This is a genomic window from Patescibacteria group bacterium, assembly GCA_004297735.1.
Lineage (GTDB): Bacteria > Patescibacteriota > Saccharimonadia > UBA4664 > SCTI01 > SCTI01.
Genome location: SCTI01000002.1, coordinates 288,799 through 311,687, shown reverse-complemented (window position 1 = coordinate 311,687; position 22,889 = coordinate 288,799). Strand labels below are relative to the sequence as shown.

The following is a 22,889-nucleotide window of genomic DNA, read 5'->3' as shown; positions in this document are numbered from 1 at the left end:
AATTTCTAATCCTCTGCTATTACCTGCGCCTTTGCTAGGGAGCGACTAAGCTGCTGCTGCAGCTCGGCTAAGTCCGTCTCGGCTAGATCGGCGCGTACTGTTATAACTATATCGTATCCGGGGCGAACTGTCTGCCAGCGCTTATTTAGCTCGGCTACCAGTCGGCGGCGATTCCGGTTTCGGACCACCGCCCGCTTATCGACTTTTTTACTAACAACCACCACGGCACGACTGTACGCCAAGTGGTTCGGCGCCGCCTTAACCAGTAAGCTGTCCGATCGACCAAATCGGCCGGTGCGAAAAACCCGCGATATATCGCGGGAGCTCTTAAGCCGGTATTGACGCGCGAGCATATCGACTAAATCGCAACTCGCTTGCGACCCTTAAGTCGACGTCGACGTAACACCGACTGACCAGCTCGAGTACTCATTCGCTTTAAAAAGCCGTGGACTCGCTGGCGTCGTGATTTTTTGGGTTGATGTGTTCGCTTTGACATACTGCAGCATGATACGCAAAATTACCTTAAAAGTCAATCTGTTAGATTAAATATTTCTGAACAAAAAAATTGGTTTTCCACTAGTTTCAAGGGGTTTTCCCCAAAATATAACCTGGTATTATGGTGGTTGTGGATAAAAAACGGTGAATTTTAGAGGTTGTGGACAACCCTAAAAACCGGTTATGATTGATCTATCGCAAACCTAAAACTGGTGGAGGTTTATGGATTCCCGCAAGGTATGGCAAGCCGTCTTGGGCGAGCTTGAGCTGAGTGTTAGTCGCGCAGCATTTAAGACGTGGTTTAAACAAACCGCGCTACTTGATGATGCTAATGGGCGATTAGTAGTTGCCGTGCCAAACATCTTCACCAAGAACCGACTAGAAAAAACCTATGGCGAAAAGATTAAAGACATTTTAAAACGAGTTAATTCTCCGGTTGAGTCGATCGAATATAAAATTACCAACCCACCCACCAACTCAAAAAAATCAACCAAAGCCAAGACCGCCGCGCCAACAAGCAGCCACAAGGACCAGTTACTTGCACCGGCAACCGCCTCACCCACTGTAACCTCTACCTCTAGTCGTAATCTTGGATCCAGCCGGCTTAATCAAAAATATACTTTCGAAAACTTTGTGATTGGACCAAGTAACGAGCTGGCCTACGCCGCTAGCTTAGCTGTGGCCAAACACCCAGGTACCAAATACAATCCCTTATTCCTATATGGAGGGGTTGGACTCGGTAAAACCCACCTAATGCAGGCTATTGGTAACCGAATTTTGGCTGAAGACTCCAATAAACGGGTGGCGTATGTCACCAGTGAGGACTTTACTCGTGAGTTTCTTGATGGAATTCAAAATAAAACCATCAAGAGCTTTACCGATCGCTACCGAAGCTTAGATGTATTAATTGTTGATGATATCCAGTTTTTGGGTAAAAAAGAGCGAACCCAAGAGGAGTTCTTCCACACCTTTAACGCTCTCTACCAAGCCAACAAGCAGGTTATCTTATCTAGCGATCAGCCCCCCTCCACTATCCCCAACCTCGAAGCAAGGCTTCGATCTCGTTTTGAGTCAGGCATGGTTGCTGATGTTCAAAAGCCAGACCTTGAAACCCGCGAGGCAATCATTGAGCGCAAGGCGGCGGTGCTTGGCGCCGAGCTAACCATGGATGTGGTTGAATACCTAGCTAAAAACTGCCACCAAAACATTCGCGAACTCGAAGGCACCTTAACCAGTATCTTGGCACAGTGTGAATTAAAGAACCAAGCCCCCACAATTGAGTTTGTGGCCGGCCTACTTGGTAGTGTGTCACCTAAGCGGGCCCGCTCGATCACCCCTAAGTTCATCATCGATCAAACCGCCGCTTATTACGACTTAATGAGTAGCGATATCTTAGGCACCCGCCGTGATCGCGAGATTGTGGTGCCGCGCCAAATTGCGATGTTCTTAATGCGTACCGAGCTTGGGCTAAGTTACCCTAAGATCGCTAAGCAAGTTGGAGGACGCGACCATAGTACAGCGGTACATTCGGTTACTAAAATCGAAAAAGCTATCGAAAGTGATCATGCAATTCGCTCGGAAGTTAATCTTTTAAGAGAGAGATTGTCGGCTTAGGCTGGGGATATCATGGGGAAAGATAGGGGGCAAACTATGGTACAGGCTTTGAATAATAAAAATATTATCCGCAGATTAAATTTAAGTAGTAACTTTTTTACCCAAAAACCAAATTTAATCACAACCGTTTTAAGCATGGTTTTCCCGGGTTTTCACCAAGATGAACATAAGTATTTTGGCTTAAGAACACTAAAATTATTCAACTTCCCCGGTTTCCCCAGGCCCTACTACCACTTCAATCTATTTAAAAAATTAAAGTATACTAATAAGAACCTGAGGATGTGGAAAGAATTATGAAAGTTAGAATCACTCAAGAAAATCTAGCTCGAGCCCTACAAGTCACTGGACGTATTGTTGGAAGTCGTACCAGTCTACCGGTCCTAGCTAACGTCCTAATAAGTACCGATAGTAATCGACTTAAGATTTCGGCAACCAATTTAGAAATAGGTATTACACACTGGATTGGTTGCAAAGTAGAGCAAGAAGGATCAATTACCGTTCCGGCTAAGCTTCTAGGTGAGTTTGTTGCTAACCTTCCAAGTGGTAAGAACCTTGATCTTGAAACCACCGATGCCAACCTTACCATTACCACACCCAACTATAACTCCCATATGAACGGTATTGCTGCCGAGGAGTTTCCAGCCACACCGGAAGTTTCAACCAAACCTATCCTTACACTCCCCTCCGAACTGTTGCGCGAGGCGATTGCTCAGGTGGTGGTTGCTGCCGCCCCCGACGAAAGCCGCCCGGTTTTGGCGGGAGTTTATATGTATATCGACGAGGGGCAGCTGGTGTTGGTTTCCACCGACAGTTTCCGCCTGGCCGAGTATAAACTACCACTACCAAAACAAGCCGATACCGAACTACAGGCCATCATTCCAACTCGAACCATGCAGGAACTGGTACGTATTTTGGGTGAAAGTGAGGGCGATGTAGCGATGTATATCGCCGATAATCAAGTGATGTTCCAGGTTGATGACACCGAGTTGGTATCTCGGCTGATTGAGGGTAAGTTCCCAGATTATCAACAGATCATCCCTAGCAACGAAGAGACTCGCGCCACACTCGCTACCGTAGATTTTACTCGAATAACAAAGATGGCCCACCTGTTTGCTCGTGAGAACGGTGGCAATATCCGGATTGAGGTCCAAGCTGAGGGTGAGTTGAGGATATTGTCCTCGGCAGCTCAGGTTGGTGATAACACCTCTAGCTCCCCCTGTGAGGTGGCCGGCGATGATAATGAGATATCATTAAACGCCTCATACTTAACTGACGCCCTAACTGCTATTAAAACCAAGAAGGTCTCGATTAGTATGAGTGGAAAGTTAAATGCTACGGTTATTAAACCTGATGGTAATGATGCGCCGAACTATCTACACATCATTATGCCGGTTCGAACGTGAGGCATTGTGATCTCACGCTTAACCCTAACCAACTTCCGTTCGTATTCGGAATTTACAACCGATCTTAATCCAAAGTTAACCGTGGTGGTTGGACCAAACGCTACCGGTAAAACCAATCTACTCGAAGCCGTATTCGTGCTCGCTACCACGAAATCATTCCGTGCCAAAGACACCGAGTTAATTCGCCACGGTGAATCTTTTTACCGTTTAACCGCCGACACAACTGATGGTGAGATTGGTTTAGGGTATCAAAAAAATGACCAAAACACCGAAAAGCGCGCCTACCACCAGGGCAATAAACAGTCGTTAATAAAACACCTTAGTCGGCTTAAGGTGGTACTATTTGAACCGAACGATACTCAACTTATTCTTGGTGCCCCAGATCGCCGCCGCCGTTATCTTGATTTTATCTTAACTCAAACCAACCCCAACTATTTAACCTTAACTCATCGTTACCGCCGGGTTTTGCAGCAGCGTAATCGTTTATTATCAGATTGGACCGGTGATACCGCAGAGCTTTTTGCCTGGAATGTTAAATTAGCAGAACTAGCTGCCGATATTGATGCGGCGCGGCGTCAGGTGGTGGATCACATTAATAAATTAGCCGAATCAAGCTACGCTAAAATCGCCGGCAAAGCTGAGCCGGTTGAACTTAATTATCTTGGCGCCGCAGATCCATTAGATTATCCTAGTCACTTTATTAGACTACTAGAAGCAAATCAGGCGCGCGATCTCGGTGCCGGCTTTACCACTATCGGCCCGCACCGAGATGATATGGAAGTTAACTTCAAGGATAGCGACATAACCACGGTAGCCTCTCGTGGCGAGATTCGTACGGTTGTATTAACTCTTAAATTAGCGGAGTTAACTTATATTAAACAAGCCACCGGTATATCCCCTATTTTATTACTAGACGATGTGTTTAGTGAGCTTGATGACCAGCGCCGTACCCTACTCACTCAGGCGTTTGACGGTCACCAGGTAATTATCACCACCACCGATGGCGATATGGCTAGCCAGCTTGATGCTCACACCATTTACACCAATCCTAAGGCGCGAGTTTAGTATGGATGGTATAAATGATTACCTACAGCGCAAAGCCAGTCAGCTGGGCTTAGAGCGCGGTGATACTTTAAGTGAGGTTCAATGCTATCTGGACAAGGTATTTCCTGGTAAATGTCGAGCCGTTAGTATCAACGATGGCGTATTACGAGTTACCACAAAAAGCGCTAGTATCGCTAGTGAGTTAAGGTTTATGCAGGTTGAGATTAAGGGTAAATTTAATAAGGTGAAACACTTAGTTATAAATATTAACTACTAACCACCAAACCTTAACTCTATTTGATTAAGATCTATGCCGTCTAATTTAAGTTCATTTTGAGCTTCTTGCTGATAGTTTGTTTGGGGTATTCCGGGTATAGGCTTAACAACAACCGCCGGCTTACCAGAAAAATTTATTAGTTGTATAGTAGATTGACTTAAGGTTAATGGTAAAAGGTTTTGTAGTGCTAAAACAACCTTAGGGGTTGTTTGGTTATTAATACCAATTCTTTTAATGGAAGCGGTTCCTTCTTCGCCAACCACCACATAGGCATACTCTTTATTATGACTAATCTGTATTTCCGATATTGGCTCAGCTAGAGGTATATTGGCAATCTTGTGAGCCTGCTGATTTTGGATATTATACGACCATAGACCATCTTGAATACCATATAATAACGTGTAATCGTTTAACCATGTAGGAGAGTTGATATTTTGGCTAGGTATGACCGCAACCTCCCTAAGGTTATCATCATAAATATTACTACCAGAATCACTACTGGTGGCAAGGTACTTACCGCTGGGTGACCAAGATCCGGTATAGGCTTCAATTTTTTGCTTTTTAACACCTTTATTTTTAATAAAAGCCATTATTGGCTCAGTGTTTCCAGCACGGGCGTCACCACTACTATCTAAAGCAATCACACCATTTACCGACGCTATAAGGTTGGGGTGTGATGTTTTTGATTTATATATCTCAATAAATTCTTTACCTGAATATTTATAAATTTTACCGTTCCACGAAAAATATATTTTTTCATCTGGCGACACATCAAAGTTTACTATATTACTATCACCCACATCAGCCGGAGTTGATAATTTTAATACAGATCCATTTTTAATAATATAAAAACTGTTGTCTACACCCTGGCCAAAACCAAAGTTTGGGTTAGCCCACTTAATAACCTTAAACTTAACATCGCTTAACTTTATAATGTTATTTGATGATGATATGCGATTTAGTGTGTTATTAAGGGAATTGACGTATACAAGTGAAGAGTCGTCAGCAGATACATTTACACCAGGCTCATTAGCAACTGGCTCTATGGCGCTTGTTTTTTGAGGATTTAAATATTCCCTAATCGTCTTATGCGATGATAGGTTGATTATTTTTGTTATTGCAATAGACCCGCCGTCGACCGATGCAATATATTTACCCGTATGAACCGTGACACTTAAACTACCTTTACCCTGTTTTATTTCGGCATCTTTGGCTTTAATATCATCATCATCTGAAACCGGTGTGAGTGTAATAATGTTTTCTGGATCATTTGTAGTTATTTTTATTGATCCGGTTGTGAAAAAGTTATAAATAAACACCCCAACCACTAAAACAATAGTAGTAGCAATTATGTATGTTATTACTCTTCTTATCATCACGTCTCGCTTATTACCTCCAAGATGGCCACCCATCAGGTAAGCTACCAACCGCAGCATTACGATTACCTACACCTGGTGGTGCCCCAATACTCTTCATTAGATCGGAGAAGTTAACACCATATGCAGTCACATCACCCTCAACATATACATTATGAGCAGCAGCAGTAGTCCCTTGGTCTGGCGGCACTGCCCAACCAGTTTCTGAGTAGGGGTATGAGTCATGTAATTCACATAAAACCGTGTCTGAGGTAACCTCATCACCGACGCTAACTTTTATACTGCAATTTTCCGCCACATATACATACTTATCTTTTGCCGGCCCATCTGTTAGCTGGTAGCTAACCCAATTCCCTCCCGGCCAGCCGCTACTTGTTGTAGCTGACACTACTTTACCATTACCGATTGCATAAAAAGGACCACTACCACCATAATCTACACCCATATCAATACGCATTCGGGTGAGACCCCTAATGTCCCTAAGAGGGTTTTTATACCCAGATGCCCCAACACCACCCGTACTAGTACACTCAGCCGCATTTTGACTACCAGCTGCACCAACTGCATCGGCGATTGTTTGTGAGTATTTTTTATAACCATCATCGGTTGGGTGTAATTTTGATCCGTCTAAATTAATATTTTTGGATTTTTCATCAATAAAATAAATATTTTCGTCAGATGTGACTTGTTCAATGATTGTATTGTATGTCGTATAATCGGAGTCATTTTCCGATACAATATTAACCCAATATATTTTTGCATCCCCATTTATACTTTTGACTTTATTAATCAAATCCTTCATATCCTGCTTAAAGGCATTAGTAGAACTGCTTTTATTTGTCCCAAGCTCAATCACAATAGTTCCGGCATCTTTAATAACATCTTTGTCGATTTCAACTGCATCGATTCCTGATTTCTCTGCAGCAGGCCTATTATTTGATGGATCCGACCCCCCGCTTTTTATTCCCCGGCCAACCGACGCATCAACATAAGCGTTGATGTTTTTAGTATCTAAAAAGCCTTTTAGATACTTATTACCTTCATAGTAGGAACCCACCATTAATGAATCTCCTAAAATATACACCGACCCCTCACCACCACCGGTTGGATCTGGCGTGGCTCCAGAGGGCGAAGAGGTGGCGCTGGGTGATGGAGAGCCTGTAGAAAACTTCTGGTAAGCAGCCCATACATTACTTGGATATGATGCGCTTGGATCATGTATGCCATTGTAATCGGCGGCGGCTTTGCGAAGCTTAGCTTCACTAGTGGTGTTTTTGGCTCCTAGTGCCGCAAGGTACTTAGCTCCACCAAAAGCACCATCTGTTAGATCTTGAATATCCTCTCGACCATCCCCATTTCCGTCAACCTTATAGCTACGCCATGTTGATTCTAGGAATTGAAAAGGTCCTTGAGCAGCAGCCCAAGAAGTAGCCCATGGTGCACCGTGGCCATATGGTGGAGGGGGTTCGGGGAAGCTATTCCCGTGTTCTCCACCGTAAAACACTGCAGCAAGAAATGCTGCAGAAATATTAAATTTCCTGGCGGCTGCGGTAAATATCCGATTATAGGGTTCAGGTACAGAGCTTGGCAGCGTTCCTGGTCCAAAAACAGCACTACCACTACCGGAACATGTACCATTTGGGTCATACCACTCTGCGCCGTAAAACACGGAGTCTTCATCGGAAATACTTTCAGCGGCAAAAGCCTGCATAGGTACTGTAAGTAGGGTAATAATGCATATAAATATATAGCAAAGCTTTCTCACGCCTAGTGACCCCCGACCGAGTAGTGGTAGTGTGATGTATTTGAGCAGTACTCACCCGTACCGTCCGATATTCCGTATTTTCGCCCCACTGCATCAGCCTCACTTGCATTTAATGGACAACCAAAGTCAATAGCCTTGCCCTTGTAATGATTTGACGATGTATCATGGTGGCATTGCCCGGCCAGTGCGTTTATATGGATGGTGGTTCTACCACTAAGCTCAAGTATAAACTTAAGTAGGCTTGTGTTAAGTACAACTTCGGATACTGGCGGTACTGCTCCCCCGCGGCTACCCCCACAGGTGGTAGTGGTTTTTGCTTTTTGGCCGTGGGCAATTTGCTCAACATTTTTACGGGGGGTAGATCCATCCGCCTCATCTTGGGAGTTATACATAGTAGGGTTAAAAATTATTTTTGGATTATCTTTATCAGCTTCGTCAAGTATGTGTTGGGCAATAGTTTTAGCATCACCCGTAACATCTCCAGGGTTGTCTGGCGTATCTGGGCTATTAACACTGTAGTTTCCACTTTGACCATCTATCTCGCATTTCTCAGGCAGTTCTATTGGATCACCATGCTTGTCCTTTTTACCTTTTAGTCCAGCGATAATACTACACCCCGTATTCCTATCAAGATTCTCTAAGCCGGGTGAATCGAGGGGTTTTTGTAGATCTTCTTCGGTATGACCGTAAATGCGGGTGTTGTACTGATCGGTGCCATCACTGTTTACTACCAGCGAACCCTGGCCCTGGGAGGCTATGGCTTGTGGCGACAGCGCGTTAGGTAGGTTACGCAGGGCTTTCATTAGCGAGTGTGGATTGGTGGCAGCAATAATAAACTGGCTGGTGCGATCGGTAAGAGTTTGGGGTGAGGCAGGGATTGCGTCCACCACTTTGCTAGCTAGAGAGTAAGGTGTGTCGAGCGAGGCAATCTTGGTCATGAAAGGAGCGTTTTTAGCGTCTTCATACTCTTCCTGCGCAATCACACGATCTGTCTGGGCGATTTGATCTCGACTTAATGGTTTGCCGCAAAAGCTATCATCTTGGGCTTTTTCCTCGGCTGATTTATTGTGACAAGCCTGGCTGTCATCTCCGGTCGCATCGGTTCCTACCGGTGATCCAGCCGCTGAAGCCGCCGCTAGGCTACCGCCTGCGCCAGTGGCGCTAGCTAAGAATGGACCCGTGGTATCCGCATCAACCACCGACACCGCTATCCAGCCCATAAACTTATCATTAATTGCGCCGACAACATCTGCGCTAGCTCCCTTAATCTCCCCCCACACAGTACGTACAACTGGTACTGCGCTAAGTAAGCGATCAACAACGTCAGCAACACCATTTGATATCTGCTTTATTCCGTGATCCCAGGCGTAACAAACCGCATCGGTACCAAAACTGCCTGGAATTCCAGGTAACGGTATAACCTTAGCTGCAACCTGGTAAGCGGTGGAGTTGTAGGCTGAGCTAGCCGCTCCTGCTCCCGCCAAAAAGTTACCAGCAATGGCGTGGTCGCTGGTGGCTTTACCGGGTAGCTTTGCTTCACATAGTTCAGAATAATCATTGCAGTTATCGGTTGGGTGGTAGTCGACCTTTTCTCCGGTAGCCCGGCGGTAATTATTACTTTCCGCCACATCATGGGGCCTACCGTTTTTATCGGTAAAGGTCATCATAGCCATGTGGGCATTAACCGTATTGCCGTCGGTTTTACCGAGTTTTAGCTGACTAGATTTACTAATCATTGAGGCGTATTGAGTCATATACTCAATCTCCATCTTTTGTCGCACAGCCTTATTGAAGGTGTCTTTAGATAATAGGTCGTCGATTGAACAACCAACCTGAACCGCCAATACCGCCAAACCGACAGTGCTAACCCCCTTTGAGGCCGCCGAGGTTATTTTTTCAGATAAAAGTTTTTGGGCGTCATCGGCGCTCGCGGCCGTGCTAATTTCTGAATTCACGCTATCCTCAATATCGGTGTCGCCAAAGAGTTTTGAAATCAACTGCTTACGCAGTCCAGACGCCTTACTCTGGTCGCTTAAAAGAAACTTTGCTACTTGATTGGAGGCGGCCAACTTGGCTTTATTGTATGGCTGCTTGATTGGATCAAGCCAGTTCCATTTAGTGCCGGTTATTCTAGTCATCCGCCCCTTAAACCAGACTCGCTTGAGCCAGCCATCGTCTCGGGTTATTTCACGGCTAACCTGCTTATTGAACTCCCGGGCACGGCGCCGGTCCTCACTATTAGTAAACGCGGTACTAAACTCGGTCACTTGGCCGGTCCGCTTGTCGGTAAACTTTACGCGTTTGTAGCGCGGGCTAGCTGGATCAGCTTTAACCTCAACCTTGTACTTTTCGTTTAGCCGAGGCTCTAACCCATCCTTCATTCGACGCATAATCTGTTGGCTGAGAGTGGCGGTGCTATCGTCGATGTTGCTATCCGGCGCACCAAGGTAGTTATTGTAAAACTCGCGCATATAAACGTCACGGCGAACCTCAAACATGTGCTGGTTGCGCGAAAATAAATGATCAGCCATATTCTCCATCATGTGAATGAGCTTAAACTGAGCAAAGGTTAAAAACAGCGCTATCATAATGCCAACAATTCCGCCGCCACCCAGTACGGCGGCAACCACCCGCCGATTACCGCTCAGTCCCCTAAACTGCGTGACCGCCCGGTCAGCCAGACCGCGCATTCGGCCAACCCGCCGCATTTGGGAGTCATCACTACCCTTTAGATTTTCTTCAGTGCTATCGGGCTTTGCAATACCAGTGTTGCTACCTGGATTCTGTGGATTATCGACAAAATCTTCTGGAATATATAAACCAAGTTCACGAGCCTCCTCGGCTTTAGCTGCTCGTTTCGCTGCCGCAGCATCGTCAGATGCCCCACCGGCAATTTGACGATCACGTTCCTCAACCGGCACTGTTTAGCTCCTGCTCTCCTGTCTCCAGTGGTTGGCTTGCCGGTGGAGGAGCCGCTTGTTGGGCCTCCTGTTGATACTGCTGGGCCGCCTGCTGGGCTGCCACCTGTTGCGGGCTGGTGGTAATCAACTGGCTCTCGGTTTGGGAGGCCAAAATTCGCATAACCACATGGTTCAACCCGGCAAAGAACAGCCCCTCGCCCACCGGAAAACTGGTCAACCGGCTCTTTTCCTCGCTAGTCAGCTTAAAGGTCTCACCCACAATGTCGACCGAAGACGGCGCTTGCTTAAGTAGAAGTTGTAGCGAAGAGTTACTGACCACCGCTCGACCCATACGTGAGCTCAAAAAGTCATCAACGTCCTGCGAAATCGTGGTTAGGCCCAGCTGGTATTTACGGGCTCGCTTGGCAATACTAAACATAAAGTTGGCCGAATCTTCATACTTCATTAACTGCCAGGCCTCATCAACCACCAAGATACGCCGGCGCTTGTCGGATTTAACCTTGTTCCAGATGTAGTTGAGCACAATGTACATACCGACCGGGCGCAGCTCGTCTTCGAGGTCGCGAATATTAAACACCACGAACTTGTTATACAAATCAACGTTGGACTGCTCACTAAAGATTCCAGCAAAGGTGCCGGTGGTGTACTTGCGTAAGCGCTGGGCCAATGACGGACCGTTTCCACTCATCTCACTTAAAGTTTTATGAAGGTCATTCATGGTTGGTGGCGTGGCGCTATGAGTTAGCGGATCGTTAGTAATACCGGCCTTTGCGTAGGTATTAATAATGGCCACATCTAAGTCGGCGTCTTCGGCCGGGCTGAGCGGCGCGGCGTCACCACCCATCATTAGCCGTAGCAGGCCGTGCAGGGTGATGATGTTGGCCCGCAGGGCGTTATCGGCATCCTCGCTATCGAGTACGTGCGGTAGATCAAACGGGTTAAGGCGGTTCTGTGAGGCTAGGCTCAGTCGCAAATAGCTACCACCAACCGCTTCGCACAGGGTTTGATACTCGTTTTCGGGGTCGATTACCAATACCTCGGTACCGATCATTAAGCTGCGCAAGGCCTCTAGTTTAACCGCAAACGACTTACCGCCACCGGACTTAGCGAATACCACCATATTGGCGTTTTCGAGCGTAAAGCGGTCAAACAAAACCAAGCCGTTGTTGTGACGGTTGACGCCGTAAAGCACGCCTTCGTTGTGGCTGAGTTCGGCCGAGGTAAATGGGAAGCTGGTCGATAGCGCCCCGGTGTTCATGTTGCGGCTAACCTGAAGCTGGTCGTTAGCCATCGGCAGGGTTGAGTTAAAGCCTGGCTCCATTTGCATGCTGGCCGGCTTACTGTATACCAGCGACTGACCAAAGATTCCCTCAAGTTTTCGTTGAACATTTTTAATCTCATCCATGCTATCGCCGTAGATGGTAACGTAAAGTCCAAAGCGGAAGAATCGCTCCTCGCCCACCTGCAGCTTGTCACGTAGTTCTTCGGCATCGAGAATGGCTGCCTCTAGGGCTGGGTCACGAACCCTCCCCTTTTCTTGGTTGATGGCGTAGCTGGCTTCGAGCTGACCCACCTTTCGGCGTAGGTTGTTTAGAACCACCTGGCTCTCAACCGGGTAGATAAACATACTGATGTCGAGCACCTCATCGAGGTTGATGATTGGGCTCAACCAGCCGGTGTAAATCTGTCGCGGGTAACCGTACACGTATAAGGTACGAGCAAACCGGGTGCCTACTCGCAGGTGGTCGCCAGCAATTTCGAGTGATGGAGGCGCGATTAGGTCGCGTAGACTCACAATGCCCTGGCGGTAGATCGCCTCGGCTTCTTGTTGTTCGCGTAACCGCTGGGCTTCGGCCAGCGCTACCGGATCTTGATCTGGTTTTTTACCAAAAAGCCCCACTAGAAAGGTCCTCCTTGAGCTAGTTGAGTTGGAGCCTGCCCCTCACCCTTGGTGACCGCGGCGGTTTGCAGCTGCGCTGCTTCGGTTAAGCGCTGGTTTTGGGCCACATCTGGGTTGTAGCTGCTGTAATAAAGCTCAATTAGCTCCTGGGTGTTAAGTGGAATGTTGCGTACCCCCATCTGACTGAGTCCCGATGATACCATTTGAACCCGCTGGGTTAACTCTTCCTTAAACGCCGCAAAATCGGTTTCGTTTACGGTGGTTACGTCTTGCTGTTTTAAGGCACCCATTAAGCCGGTAGCCAAATTACCCTTCTTAACCTTGGTCATTGCTGGCGGGAAGAACGGAACCACCACATAGAACTGCTTATCCATGATGTTCACCTCGTCAACCAGCGATTGAATGTTGGCAATGTAGTCGTCCATTAGTAGACCGAGCAAATCGTTGTCTTGGTCTTGGCGCAGCTGAGCCAGTTTGGCGATGTAGTTATCTAAATCGAGCTTCTGTGACTTAATTAGGATCTGAACTGGAAAGTGAAGCGAGTTTAAAAAGCTCTGGTAGGCGTACTCAACCGAGTCGCGTTCTTGAGGGCTCATTAAGTCGAAGTTAATTGCGCTGGCCATAACTACGGCCCGTAAGCTGCCATCACGCATCACCACAATTCCATCTCGGATCTCCGAAATTAAAATGGTGTCCTGGGTCCCGTTCTTTTTTGGGCCCTTTTTAGCTGGTTGTGGTTGTGGTGTTGCCATTCCGAACTTGTACCGTTTGACCCTCTACTAAATCTTGTTTCCTGTGAGCCTGAGCGGCAATTTGAGCCACCGTCAGATCTCCACCTTCAGTTGCTAGCTTAAGTATATCACCAGATAGAGGCGCTGTTAATCCGCTTGTGCTTGGAGTGGTGGGCGAAACCTTTTTCGCTGCAACCGGAGCGGTCGGTTTTTTCATGCGTTCAACCGCTTCGGCGCGCATACTTTTAACGCTGTTTTGAATCAGCGTGTTAAGGTTTTGGCTGACCTGGCCACCTTCGGCCAAGATGTCATCTTCTTCGGTAATACCTGGGTCGCCAGGATTAGGTGCGGCGGGGGCGTCGGTAGTAGCGGGTGCCGCCACCATGCCGGCTGGCGCTGGAGTTAGTACCGCTGCTCCACCCAGTGAAGGGGTTTGTTGTGGCACCAGCGCACCGGCACCAATCCGGTCCATTAAGTCGATTACCGGAGCTTCGTCCCCCGCCTCTTGTAGCTCTGGCTGCTTGGCCGACCAACCTCGTGTATCAACCAGCTCGGCTAAACGCTGCAGCTGTCCCCTAACTTCGCGTGGATCTCGGTGAGCGATCTCGGCCTTGGGTGGGGGTGGCTCTAGGCGAAACACCTCGGCAATTGGCTCCTTGTGCCATAGTCTGGTCTTTGGTCTAACCAGGAACTGGAAAATGGCAATTACAAAGGTCTCAAGCGGCTGATCCTCTTTCTGGTAGAGTCCAAGCGCCAATAAGAAAAGTGCCGGTGGAATACCAATTAAAACCCACAGCACAATCACCTGGCGAAACAGCGCGAAGGTTAAAAAGCCCCACGCCAAGCCAATCAGTGCATAAATGAACTGCTTGAGCGACAACGGCCCTAGGATTTTATCCTCGGCCTCAACGTTCTGTGGAACCTTATATGTGCCCATACCTCTCCTGACCCTATCTTATAAAAAATGGTTATGGTTGTCGACCGGTAAGGAGTTAGTCGGTAATTAAAGTATTGGCTTCGTTACGTAGGTTTTGCAGATTGGTATGGCGCCGTTGTACCTCGTTGGCTTCGGTGGTGCGACCAGCTGCCCGCAAGCTCGCCTCAAAGTTTTGCAGCACCATAATTCGCCGGCCAGCTTCGGCATTGGTTAATACGTCCTTCATCTCACGTCTAGCATCACCCGATGTCTCCGAGAAATGCCGACCTTTTAAGGAGTCCTTAAAGGCCTGAACACTTAAGTCGGTGGCCAGACCGCCAACCAGGCCGTGGGCCTGCAAGTGCTGCTCAACAAAATCGGGGCCGGTTACCTTGCCTGCTGCATTAACCGCTCCCATTTGACGGGTGGCTTTTTCTACCCCACCACTCAGGCTGTGGCCAAAGTTGCGGCGGACCGAATCAACATTCGACATAATGCCAGCTACATCGCTCGATTTAATCTTGCTACCAGAACCGGGCTTAAGCGCTTGTTTACCGCCCAGACCACCATTAGCCAGAGCCGGGTCGGCGCCATACATTGCTCCGCCTTCACCTTGGTAGGCCAGCTTGCGAATCTCTTCGGCTCGCCGCTTTCCTTCGGCGGTAACCGCCATTGCCGCCAGAGCCGCCTCACTGCTCGCCGCCTCACCCCGGGCCTTATCCTTGTTGAGCGAACGAAACGCCGCCGCTTGCCCAAGTGTTGAGTAGTAAGGCTGCAGGCTGGCCGGCACCTCTCGCTTAGACCGGGCCGCCACCAGCTTTTGCTTGTCTCCGCGCGACACGTTCAGACTCTTAAAGTCATCCATAATTTTACCAATGGCCGCTTGCTTGCGTCGTTCCCGTGTTAGAGCGCCATCCAGGCCGCCACCTGCCGACGCACCAGCCACTCCAACCAAGGCCCCCTGTAAGAACCTGCTGGCCGAGTTGTCGCGGCCAAAAATGTTTTTACCGGCTCCTTCGTTGGCAAACGCCGCCGCTCGATCGGCCCGGTTGGCCGCCCGACTAGCCTGACGGTGACGCCCCGCCTTCCACGCATCGCTACCTCTAACCGCGCGGTGACCGCCCTTGCGAATATCATCTATCCGACTGGCAGCCAGCTCCATAAAACCGCCGGCCCACTTAAAGGTCATTGGTACGGCCGAAAAACAGGCAATTAAAACCAAGACCTTAATTACAATTGGCGCCAGGGCTTGGGCGGCATCGCCGCCAAACGCACCACTGTCAGCCGACACCGGCATTAATGCCCCTACATTTGCGGCCAGAGCCAGTAACGCCATGATGATTGGGTACATTAAAATAAGTCTAATAAAAGTGCTGCGCCAGCGGTCAAAGTACTGTTCTGTTCCTGGCAACACCATCGCCGCGAAGGCTAGCGGAGAAACAACAATCAGTACGCCAATTAAAAAGTAGCGAAAAGCTAAAGTTACAATCATGGCGATGGCGCTCAAAAACACCAATAGCAACAAAGGTCCGGCAATCTCCCACCCGATTGTTACCAAAACAACCAACCCGGCCGCTAAAAAGAGGTTACCCGCTAAGGCGTCACCACTGGGCCCGCTAACGGTCGCTCCATGGTTCATTACGCCCGATATCAACTGAACCACCCCAGCTCCAAGAATGTTGCCAATATCAACCCCTACCGCGGTGATTAAGAATGATGCTTGCACCAGTAAAACCGCCACAACCAACTTTGGTATCATGCTGCGAATATGGTAGGCGCTCATACCGACTGTGTTGCCAAATATAACCACCAAAAAGATCAATACAAACAGCACATTTGTAAGCGTACGAACCGTATTCCAGGTGTCATACATTGGACCCTCAAACTTAAGCGGCTCAATTACCAAGAACTGCCTAATAATCTCTTGGCCGCCCTCAACCATAAAGTTGGTGATGCGATCAAACATTGGACAGGTAAACCAAGCCGCTGGCCCCTGAGCCTTAGCGCAGCCCTCTTCGCGATCGGTTGAGCCAGACTCGCCATTTGAACTAGTGGTGGTTGGATTACCATTGTGCAACATCAACGCCGCATCAAATCCAGCCGAGCAGGCTAAGGCACTTTGATTGCTATTGGCATACCTGTCACAAGTTTCAGAACGGGTCTTACCGTCATCGCCACCCCTGTACCCGGACTCGCAGGCAGACTTATCTTTGCCCGTATAAGAGCTACATGCTTCTTGCGCGGTGGCGGCGTAGGCGGGCTTACCAATGCTAAAAGCCGCGGGCTTGGCACCAGCGGTCAACGACATCTGGCTGAGCGGTCCAATAATACCGATCAGCATGGTGTATGCCAGCAGCGCCGCCAGTACTGCTCGCCTGATTGTCTGCATGATAATTTGCTCTACCTTTATACAAAGACGAATAGAACATCGTATCCCATCTGGTGTACAGATACAAGGATAAGCGGGTTAAGGTAAGTCGGCTTTTAGCGATTCCTCGCTTCAGCCCTAAGGTCACGAAGGACGTCTGGATGCATGTTGCGAGTAATCTTCGGATCATTAACCGCGGCATTTAGGGTGTGCGTGGCTACAGCATCTAAGCCATTTCTCTTCCGAGTATTTCCTCGACTATCTGTATATGTCATGTCGTTGCCTTTTTCATCTTTAACAGTGGCGTTCAGCATGTCCGCCAGGCCCTGCTGAGTCAGACTACCAAGCGATTTTGGAGAGGTGTTCTGTGTGATTCTGTCATGAGTGCTCTTGCTGATTTCGGTAAAGTTACCGGCAGCATCAATCTTGGCGCCGGCGTCCGCATAAGCCAAAATTGGGTGATTATCTTTAGCCTTATCACTCATCTGACCCTGTGCATACTTCATGGCTATTCCTGCCTCACGGCTGCCAGCTCCGTACGTCTTTTGAATTGCCGCCAAATGTTGACTGGTAAGCTGACCCCGCTTTGCAAGCTCACCAATTGCTGCCACACCCATTGTCTTGTTCTTGAGTTTGCCGCTAGCATCGGTTGCTGCAAACTTATCTTTAAGGTCTTGTGTGCCGGTGTTCTGGAGATTATTTTGGGCGGTTTCCCGGGCTTGCTTTAATGCGTCATCGGCTTTTTGCTGAACCGCAGGACTTGTTTTGCCCCATCCACCATTTGGGTTAAGCCTTCCCCCAAATGGCGCCCCCGTAGCCATAAAAGTTCCCCAGGCCCTCCTGGCAGCATTACTGCTACCTAATTGATTTCCGAGCTTCTGGCTGCTTCTTAAATCGCGCCGTGCCTGGAGGCGCTGCTGGTTAGCTTGGTAGGGCTTGCTATTCCTAAGACCTCTGTCGGTTGCCGCGCCTGCTCGGCTAGTCCAGCCATCCACATAACCCGCCGTCATTGCCATGGCGCCACCGGCCCACTTAAAGGTCCATGGCACCATAAAGAAGGCAATAATTGGGAATATTCCAGCGATAACCGATTGAACAAAACCGGCCGTTCCGGTGGTACCGGCGCTGGCTGCCGACAGAACGCTACTCACTGAAAACAGCAGCACAATCATTGGGTACATTACAATTATGCGAACAAACAATCGCCACCAAGTTTTAAATATTTTCTCAGTTCCTGGCAGGACCCAGGCGGCAAAGGCAAGTGGCGAGGTAATTACTAGTACGCTAATAATGAGGTCGCGCAGTATTAGCGTTATAACCACCGACAAAACCGAGAAAAACGCTCCTAATGCGAGTAAAAGAACCGCAGCAATACCAATTTTTGTAATGATGACCACCGCTAAAATGGCTAAAATAGCTCCACTCAAAACCGACCAGCCTACCCCAATTCCACTACCCGCCCCTTCGGTTACTGCGCCTGGAAGAGCGGTGGTTATAAGGCTACCTAGTCCTTGTCCGGCTATATTTCCAGCATCAATAACTAAGGAGCAGATAATAAATGAAACCTGAACCAGTACAACCGCAGCGACCAGACGGGGCAGCATTTTTTTAACGGTGTAGGCATTGATATTCATACCGACCGTGTTAGCAAATACAATGAACAAGAAGATTAGCACAAACAGTATATTGGCAAGAGCACGGATGTTGCCCCACACGTTGTATAAATTATTTGCCGCTGTATTTCCGTCGCCCGGTACGACGCTCAGGGGGTCATATTCTAGTTGGTTAAGAATGAAATCCTTCATCATCTTGCCAACAGTGTCATGAATTATTTCAATCATTGGGCAGAAAACCCAGGCTAATGCGCCGCCTTCGGATTGACAGGTTGGCTCGTCGTCATCCTCTCCAGTGCCAGCACTTGTGCTTGGGTTGGAGGCGGCACTAGCCTCAGTACTCGTCTGTAGGCTACCCCACGCTCTTTTGCCGCCGGACGTAAGCTGATTATAGTTTTCTAAGCCCACACTACCTTGACTACTACTCGGACTGACGGCTGAAGGTAGACAGGAGCGAGGGACTGAACCGGGACCCGTTCCTATATAAGTGGCATCATAGCTTAGTTTTGCTGGTAAAATATGAGAGCTTATACCACTCTTTGTAACATCTGGACTCCCCGTGATCGTTGCAGTTAATTCAATGGTCTGGTAAGAAGGGATTGCTTGATTTGGGGGCAGTGAAGTCACCGGCTTATTGTTAAAGCAGTAATAAGTGGTTGTATAACGCGGCTTTCCTGCTACCGATGATCCGGAGGAATCATAATATAAAGGCACCTTATTATCCCCAAAAATGCCATCCTTTATGTAAACGGTTGTTTTTGTGAGGTTGTTTCGATCTAGGTCCGTTTTGCCGTCTAGCCCTTTTTGAACATCACTCTTGTCACCATCCTTAAAAAAGAATAGGTAGCTTTCACTGGCGGCATGAGCAGGTTCACTAAAAAATGGCAAGCCAAGGCTAGCAGTCGCTGCAATTAAAATAAGGGCGATTGAAAATCTTTTGTAAATACCCACCTTCATAAGCATAAGTTTAATAGATTTCTACCTGAATTGCACCATCTTCAATAAGCGTTAGCTTTGACAGGATATGCTTTAGGTTTATAGAATGGGCGCAGATGAAACGACTTGCTCTCATTCTTATGGTTCCCGCCATGCTAGTCACAATGCTTGGCAGCTTTAGCGCGCCAGCCTATGCTGATACCGATTTGCAAAAAGCCTGTAAAGATAAAGGTGGGGTGCCGGTTAGTACAATATGGAATGGCAGGGATAAGAGCGGGACCCCTAACCACACCCTGGGCGACGAGTGCATTGGCGACAGTTCGCAAAACCCTATCTTCGCCTTTTTATCTGCTGCCATTCGCTGGTTTAGTGCTATTTTTGGCCTCATTCTCATACTAATAGTGGCGATAGCTGGATTCCAGTATGTTATCTCCGCCGGAGACTCAAGTCAGGTTCAAGGGGCTAAAGATAGATTAAAGGGAGCGGTTACTGGTTTGGTTCTATACTTACTTATGTTCTCAATTCTGCAGTTTCTGCTACCAGAAGGGGCAAAGGTGTTTAGATGAGTTTAATCGTTAAATTGGCCGATCAGGATCGCCGCGATGTCCTGCCTAGTCTATATAATGGTCTGTCCAATCCACCTAAGTTTGATAATATTGATGTTTTTGGAATTTTGTTGGCCAACGCCATCCAACTAATAACTACTCTGTGCGGCGTGGTAGCCGTTATTATTGTGACCTGGGCAGGTATTCAATACATCACCTCGCAGGGTGACCCTAGAAAGGTTTCCGAAGCTAAAAATACCATCACCTACGCGGTGCTAGGTCTTATTTTGGCTAGCGGCTCATACCTTATTGTTGAATACCTTGTTCGGCAGTTCGACTAGCATAGCAATGTCTAAATGAGATAGGATGATCAGTATGAAGCTCAAGCGTTTTGCAACAGGCCTAACTTTAGCGACTACTCTTATCGTAGCTCTCGGTTTTTCTTTTCAGCCAACCATGGCTGCCGAAAGCATCACTGGCTGTAAGGATGCAGACTATAAAAACTGTCTCGACTCCCCTTCGCAAAAGCCAGCTGGCGAGAGGTCTCATGACCCACTCGGAATACCTGTTATTAGCTTAAGTAATATTGCTAAAACCGCTGTGGGTGTGTTGTCGACTGTTGCCGGTGCCCTATCGGTAATTTACCTTGTTATTGGTGGAATTAAATACTCCAGCTCCAATGGGGATAGCGGAAAGATTCAAAGTGCCAAAAATACCATAACCTACGCCATTATTGGTCTGGTTGTGTCAATTACCGCCGGAGCAATAGTTGGCTTTGTTATTGCCAGTAGTCCGTCGGGCTAACTTTACACCCCATCTGACATCAGATACAATGCAAGCCATGAAACGGCTTATACTTACCGGAATTATCACTCTTGTGCTAGCCGTCGTGGCGGTAGTGGCAATGCCTCAAGTTTTACATATGGACACAGCGCAAGCCGCCACTCCCTCCGACCTGCTTACCAAGCCGGCTTGCGAGGACATTAAGAAGGCTGGTGGCGACGTGGCCGGCTGCACCAAAGCTGGTGACCTTCAAAATCAAGAGGACGGCACGCCGGCCTACCTTACTACCCTCACCAACGCCTTTATCTATATTGGCGGACTGGTATCGGTTGTCTTTCTGGTTATAGGTGGAATCGGCTACATAACCTCAACTGGCGATAGAGGCCGAGTTGAATCGGCTAAAAAAACCATTACCTACGCTGTAGCTGGCCTGGTGGTGGTAGCTTTAGCACGTGTTATTATTGGATTTGTAATTGGAACATTAGGGCAATGAAGCCATTAAATAAAAAATTACTTGCTGTAACGGTTGCGGTTCAAGTAGCCGTCTTATCCTCCCCCCTCGCCGCTTTGGCAGAAGATACTCCGAGTCCAGCCTGCAAAGGCGCCAGTGCAGCTGGTGCCCCTTGTGACAAGAGCGGATTTGAGGGTGCCCTGGGAAACATTCTCAACTCGGTTTTCTTCCTAGTTGGCGCGCTTGCTGTCATTGCTCTGCTAATAGGCGCGGTACGTTATGTCACTTCTACCGGCGACCAAGATCGGATTAAGCAGGCTAAAAACACCATTGTTTACGCCGTTACCGGCCTAATTGTAGCGCTGTTGGCACGACAGATCGTTGGCTTTGTGATTGGGAGTTTATTCTAATGAGACGATTTATTGCTTCTCTGCATATTGTGTTCTTGGCGCTTATTTTTTCTGCGCCAGTCGCTGTGACTGTTGCTCCTGCAGCTCATGCCACTACCGAAAGCGAGATTTGTAATGGGGCGAACATTGGTGGAGGTAATTCTTGCAGTGGTAGCCCAGGTACCTCCGATGACTCACTCAAGAAAACCTTTCGTACAGCTTCCAACGTCCTGCTTTATTTGGTTGGAGCTATCGCAGTTATCGCCTTGATTTACGGTGGATTCCGCTACGTTGCCTCAACCGGTAATTCTGCCCAAATTGAGGCCGCCAAGCATACCATCATTTATGCTATAACCGGTCTGGTGGTGGCAATTCTGGCTTACGCTATAGTAAACTTCATCATAAGTAGAATTGGTTAGGAGGATAATTGTGTTTCGTAAGGCAAAACATCAACTTTTAATGGCGGCTGCGATATTAACAGCATACACACCGGCTGTTTTTGCTGACGAGCCTGTATCGCCAATTAAGCAAGGGGCGCAATCGTCCCGTCCTGGCGAGGGTGCTGGCACTGACTTTAAGGGTACCACTCCAGCCGACCTTACTACATCATTCCGCGACATTACCAACACCGTTCTCTTCTTGGTTGGGGCCGTGGCTGTCATCGCCCTGATTTACGGTGGGTTCCGGTATGTTACATCCGCCGGTAACTCCAAGAACGTTGAGGACGCTAAAAGTACCATCCTCTATGCCATCATCGGGATTGTGGTTGCAATCTTGGCCTACGCGGTCGTCAACTTTGTTGTAGGCGCTCTGGGCTAGACAGATTTGCAACCTGAAGGCCAGATGGTATATACTCGCCTCAGAAACTAAGTATAAGCATTAAGCAGGAATAGACTTGTGAAATCACTAACATCAAATCCAATTGCACACACCGCCCTGCGCGCCAGTGTGGTTGCTAGCACCTTTTTGCCAGCCACCGCCATGGGTGCCGCCGGCCCGGACTGCCCCGCCACCATTGATCCGGCCAACTCCACGATCAATCAGGGCGTAGACTGCTCCAAGGGTACCAGTAGTGCCGACAGCTTGTTTGGCGCCAACGGCGTCTTCTCGCAAATCTCAAACATCCTCATCTTCTTGGTGGGTGCTGTTTCGGTTATCATGTTGATTTACGGTGGATTCCGGTACGTGATTTCATCCGGTAACTCCGACCAAGTAACCGCTGCTAAAAACACCATCATTTACTCAATCGTTGGTATCGTAGTCGCTATTTTGGCCTACGCCGTGGTCGGTTTTGTCACCGGTTCATTAACCGCTAGCCCAACTAGCTAAGTTTAAGCTCAGTAATTAAAAAAGAGCCGTTAA

The 22,889-nt window shown here is 48.1% G+C and carries 22 protein-coding genes; 12 read left to right on the top strand and 10 right to left on the bottom strand.

Annotated elements, in window-relative coordinates:
- Window positions 1-5: 5 nt before the first annotated feature.
- The gene (gene rnpA, locus EPO04_03310) at window positions 6-353 is read right to left on the bottom strand and encodes a ribonuclease P protein component (protein ID TAK89103.1); all 348 of its coding nucleotides are present in this window, start codon (window positions 351-353) and stop codon (window positions 6-8) included.
- 5 nt (window positions 354-358) lie between these two features.
- On the bottom strand, window positions 359-496 hold the full coding sequence (locus tag EPO04_03305) for a 50S ribosomal protein L34 (GenBank protein TAK89102.1): 138 nt from the start codon (window positions 494-496) through the stop codon (window positions 359-361).
- A gap of 221 nt (window positions 497-717) precedes the next feature.
- Here EPO04_03305 and dnaA point away from each other — a divergent pair, with 221 nt between their 5' ends.
- The 4 genes from dnaA (at window position 718) to EPO04_03285 (ending at window position 4,833) form a co-directional block, all read left to right on the top strand.
- Window positions 718-2,109, top strand: coding sequence for a chromosomal replication initiator protein DnaA (gene dnaA / locus EPO04_03300; GenBank protein ID TAK89101.1), 1,392 nt, complete (start codon window positions 718-720; stop codon window positions 2,107-2,109).
- A 293-nt stretch (window positions 2,110-2,402) separates the two neighbouring features.
- Window positions 2,403-3,512 carry a DNA polymerase III subunit beta gene (gene dnaN, locus EPO04_03295; protein TAK89100.1) on the top strand — a complete coding sequence of 370 codons (1,110 nt, stop codon included), beginning with the start codon at window positions 2,403-2,405 and terminating at the stop codon, window positions 3,510-3,512.
- 3 nt (window positions 3,513-3,515) lie between these two features.
- Window positions 3,516-4,577 carry a DNA replication/repair protein RecF gene (locus EPO04_03290; protein ID TAK89099.1) on the top strand — a complete coding sequence of 354 codons (1,062 nt, stop codon included), beginning with the start codon at window positions 3,516-3,518 and terminating at the stop codon, window positions 4,575-4,577.
- Window positions 4,513-4,833 carry a DUF721 domain-containing protein gene (locus EPO04_03285; GenBank protein ID TAK89098.1) on the top strand — a complete coding sequence of 107 codons (321 nt, stop codon included), beginning with the start codon at window positions 4,513-4,515 and terminating at the stop codon, window positions 4,831-4,833. Before EPO04_03290 ends, EPO04_03285 begins: the two co-directional genes overlap by 65 nt.
- On the opposite strand, the gene EPO04_03280 is transcribed toward EPO04_03285, so the two are convergent.
- The 8 genes from EPO04_03280 to EPO04_03245 all read right to left on the bottom strand — a co-directional run bounded on the left by EPO04_03280 (window position 4,830) and on the right by EPO04_03245 (window position 19,380).
- Window positions 4,830-6,269 carry a hypothetical protein gene (locus EPO04_03280; protein TAK89097.1) on the bottom strand — a complete coding sequence of 480 codons (1,440 nt, stop codon included), beginning with the start codon at window positions 6,267-6,269 and terminating at the stop codon, window positions 4,830-4,832. The two genes, EPO04_03285 and EPO04_03280, sit on opposite strands and share 4 nt — an antisense overlap.
- Window positions 6,223-7,974, bottom strand: coding sequence for a hypothetical protein (locus EPO04_03275; GenBank protein ID TAK89096.1), 1,752 nt, complete (start codon window positions 7,972-7,974; stop codon window positions 6,223-6,225). The genes EPO04_03280 and EPO04_03275 overlap by 47 nt, the downstream gene beginning before the upstream one ends.
- A gap of 2 nt (window positions 7,975-7,976) precedes the next feature.
- The gene (locus EPO04_03270; GenBank protein ID TAK89095.1) at window positions 7,977-10,895 is read right to left on the bottom strand and encodes a hypothetical protein; all 2,919 of its coding nucleotides are present in this window, start codon (window positions 10,893-10,895) and stop codon (window positions 7,977-7,979) included.
- Window positions 10,885-12,795: a DUF87 domain-containing protein gene (locus tag EPO04_03265; GenBank protein TAK89094.1), complete on the bottom strand. Its 1,911-nt coding sequence runs from the start codon at window positions 12,793-12,795 to the stop codon at window positions 10,885-10,887. Before EPO04_03265 ends, EPO04_03270 begins: the two co-directional genes overlap by 11 nt.
- On the bottom strand, window positions 12,795-13,547 hold the full coding sequence (locus EPO04_03260; GenBank protein TAK89093.1) for a hypothetical protein: 753 nt from the start codon (window positions 13,545-13,547) through the stop codon (window positions 12,795-12,797). The genes EPO04_03265 and EPO04_03260 overlap by 1 nt, the downstream gene beginning before the upstream one ends.
- Entirely contained in the window at window positions 13,519-14,463 is a 945-nt protein-coding gene (locus EPO04_03255; protein TAK89092.1) for a PrgI family protein, read from the bottom strand. Before EPO04_03255 ends, EPO04_03260 begins: the two co-directional genes overlap by 29 nt.
- A 55-nt stretch (window positions 14,464-14,518) precedes the next feature.
- The gene (locus tag EPO04_03250; protein TAK89091.1) at window positions 14,519-16,831 is read right to left on the bottom strand and encodes a hypothetical protein; all 2,313 of its coding nucleotides are present in this window, start codon (window positions 16,829-16,831) and stop codon (window positions 14,519-14,521) included.
- A gap of 95 nt (window positions 16,832-16,926) precedes the next feature.
- Window positions 16,927-19,380, bottom strand: a complete 2,454-nt coding sequence (locus tag EPO04_03245) for a hypothetical protein (GenBank protein ID TAK89090.1) — start codon at window positions 19,378-19,380, stop codon at window positions 16,927-16,929.
- 95 nt (window positions 19,381-19,475) lie between these two features.
- Between EPO04_03245 and EPO04_03240 the strand changes: the two genes are divergently transcribed.
- From EPO04_03240 to EPO04_03205, 8 genes are all read left to right on the top strand, one after another.
- Window positions 19,476-19,925 carry a hypothetical protein gene (locus EPO04_03240; GenBank protein ID TAK89089.1) on the top strand — a complete coding sequence of 150 codons (450 nt, stop codon included), beginning with the start codon at window positions 19,476-19,478 and terminating at the stop codon, window positions 19,923-19,925.
- Window positions 19,922-20,245 carry a hypothetical protein gene (locus tag EPO04_03235; protein TAK89088.1) on the top strand — a complete coding sequence of 108 codons (324 nt, stop codon included), beginning with the start codon at window positions 19,922-19,924 and terminating at the stop codon, window positions 20,243-20,245. Before EPO04_03240 ends, EPO04_03235 begins: the two co-directional genes overlap by 4 nt.
- A gap of 34 nt (window positions 20,246-20,279) precedes the next feature.
- Window positions 20,280-20,708: a hypothetical protein gene (locus EPO04_03230; GenBank protein ID TAK89087.1), complete on the top strand. Its 429-nt coding sequence runs from the start codon at window positions 20,280-20,282 to the stop codon at window positions 20,706-20,708.
- Between the two features lie 37 nt (window positions 20,709-20,745).
- Window positions 20,746-21,180, top strand: a complete 435-nt coding sequence (locus EPO04_03225; GenBank protein TAK89086.1) for a hypothetical protein — start codon at window positions 20,746-20,748, stop codon at window positions 21,178-21,180.
- Window positions 21,177-21,548: a hypothetical protein gene (locus EPO04_03220; GenBank protein ID TAK89085.1), complete on the top strand. Its 372-nt coding sequence runs from the start codon at window positions 21,177-21,179 to the stop codon at window positions 21,546-21,548. Before EPO04_03225 ends, EPO04_03220 begins: the two co-directional genes overlap by 4 nt.
- Complete coding sequence (locus tag EPO04_03215) at window positions 21,548-21,946, top strand: hypothetical protein (GenBank protein ID TAK89084.1); 399 nt, start codon at window positions 21,548-21,550, stop codon at window positions 21,944-21,946. The genes EPO04_03220 and EPO04_03215 overlap by 1 nt, the downstream gene beginning before the upstream one ends.
- 10 nt (window positions 21,947-21,956) lie before the next feature.
- Window positions 21,957-22,346 carry a hypothetical protein gene (locus tag EPO04_03210; protein TAK89083.1) on the top strand — a complete coding sequence of 130 codons (390 nt, stop codon included), beginning with the start codon at window positions 21,957-21,959 and terminating at the stop codon, window positions 22,344-22,346.
- Window positions 22,347-22,424: 78 nt separating this feature from the next.
- On the top strand, window positions 22,425-22,856 hold the full coding sequence (locus EPO04_03205) for a hypothetical protein (GenBank protein TAK89082.1): 432 nt from the start codon (window positions 22,425-22,427) through the stop codon (window positions 22,854-22,856).
- Window positions 22,857-22,889 lie beyond the last annotated feature (33 nt).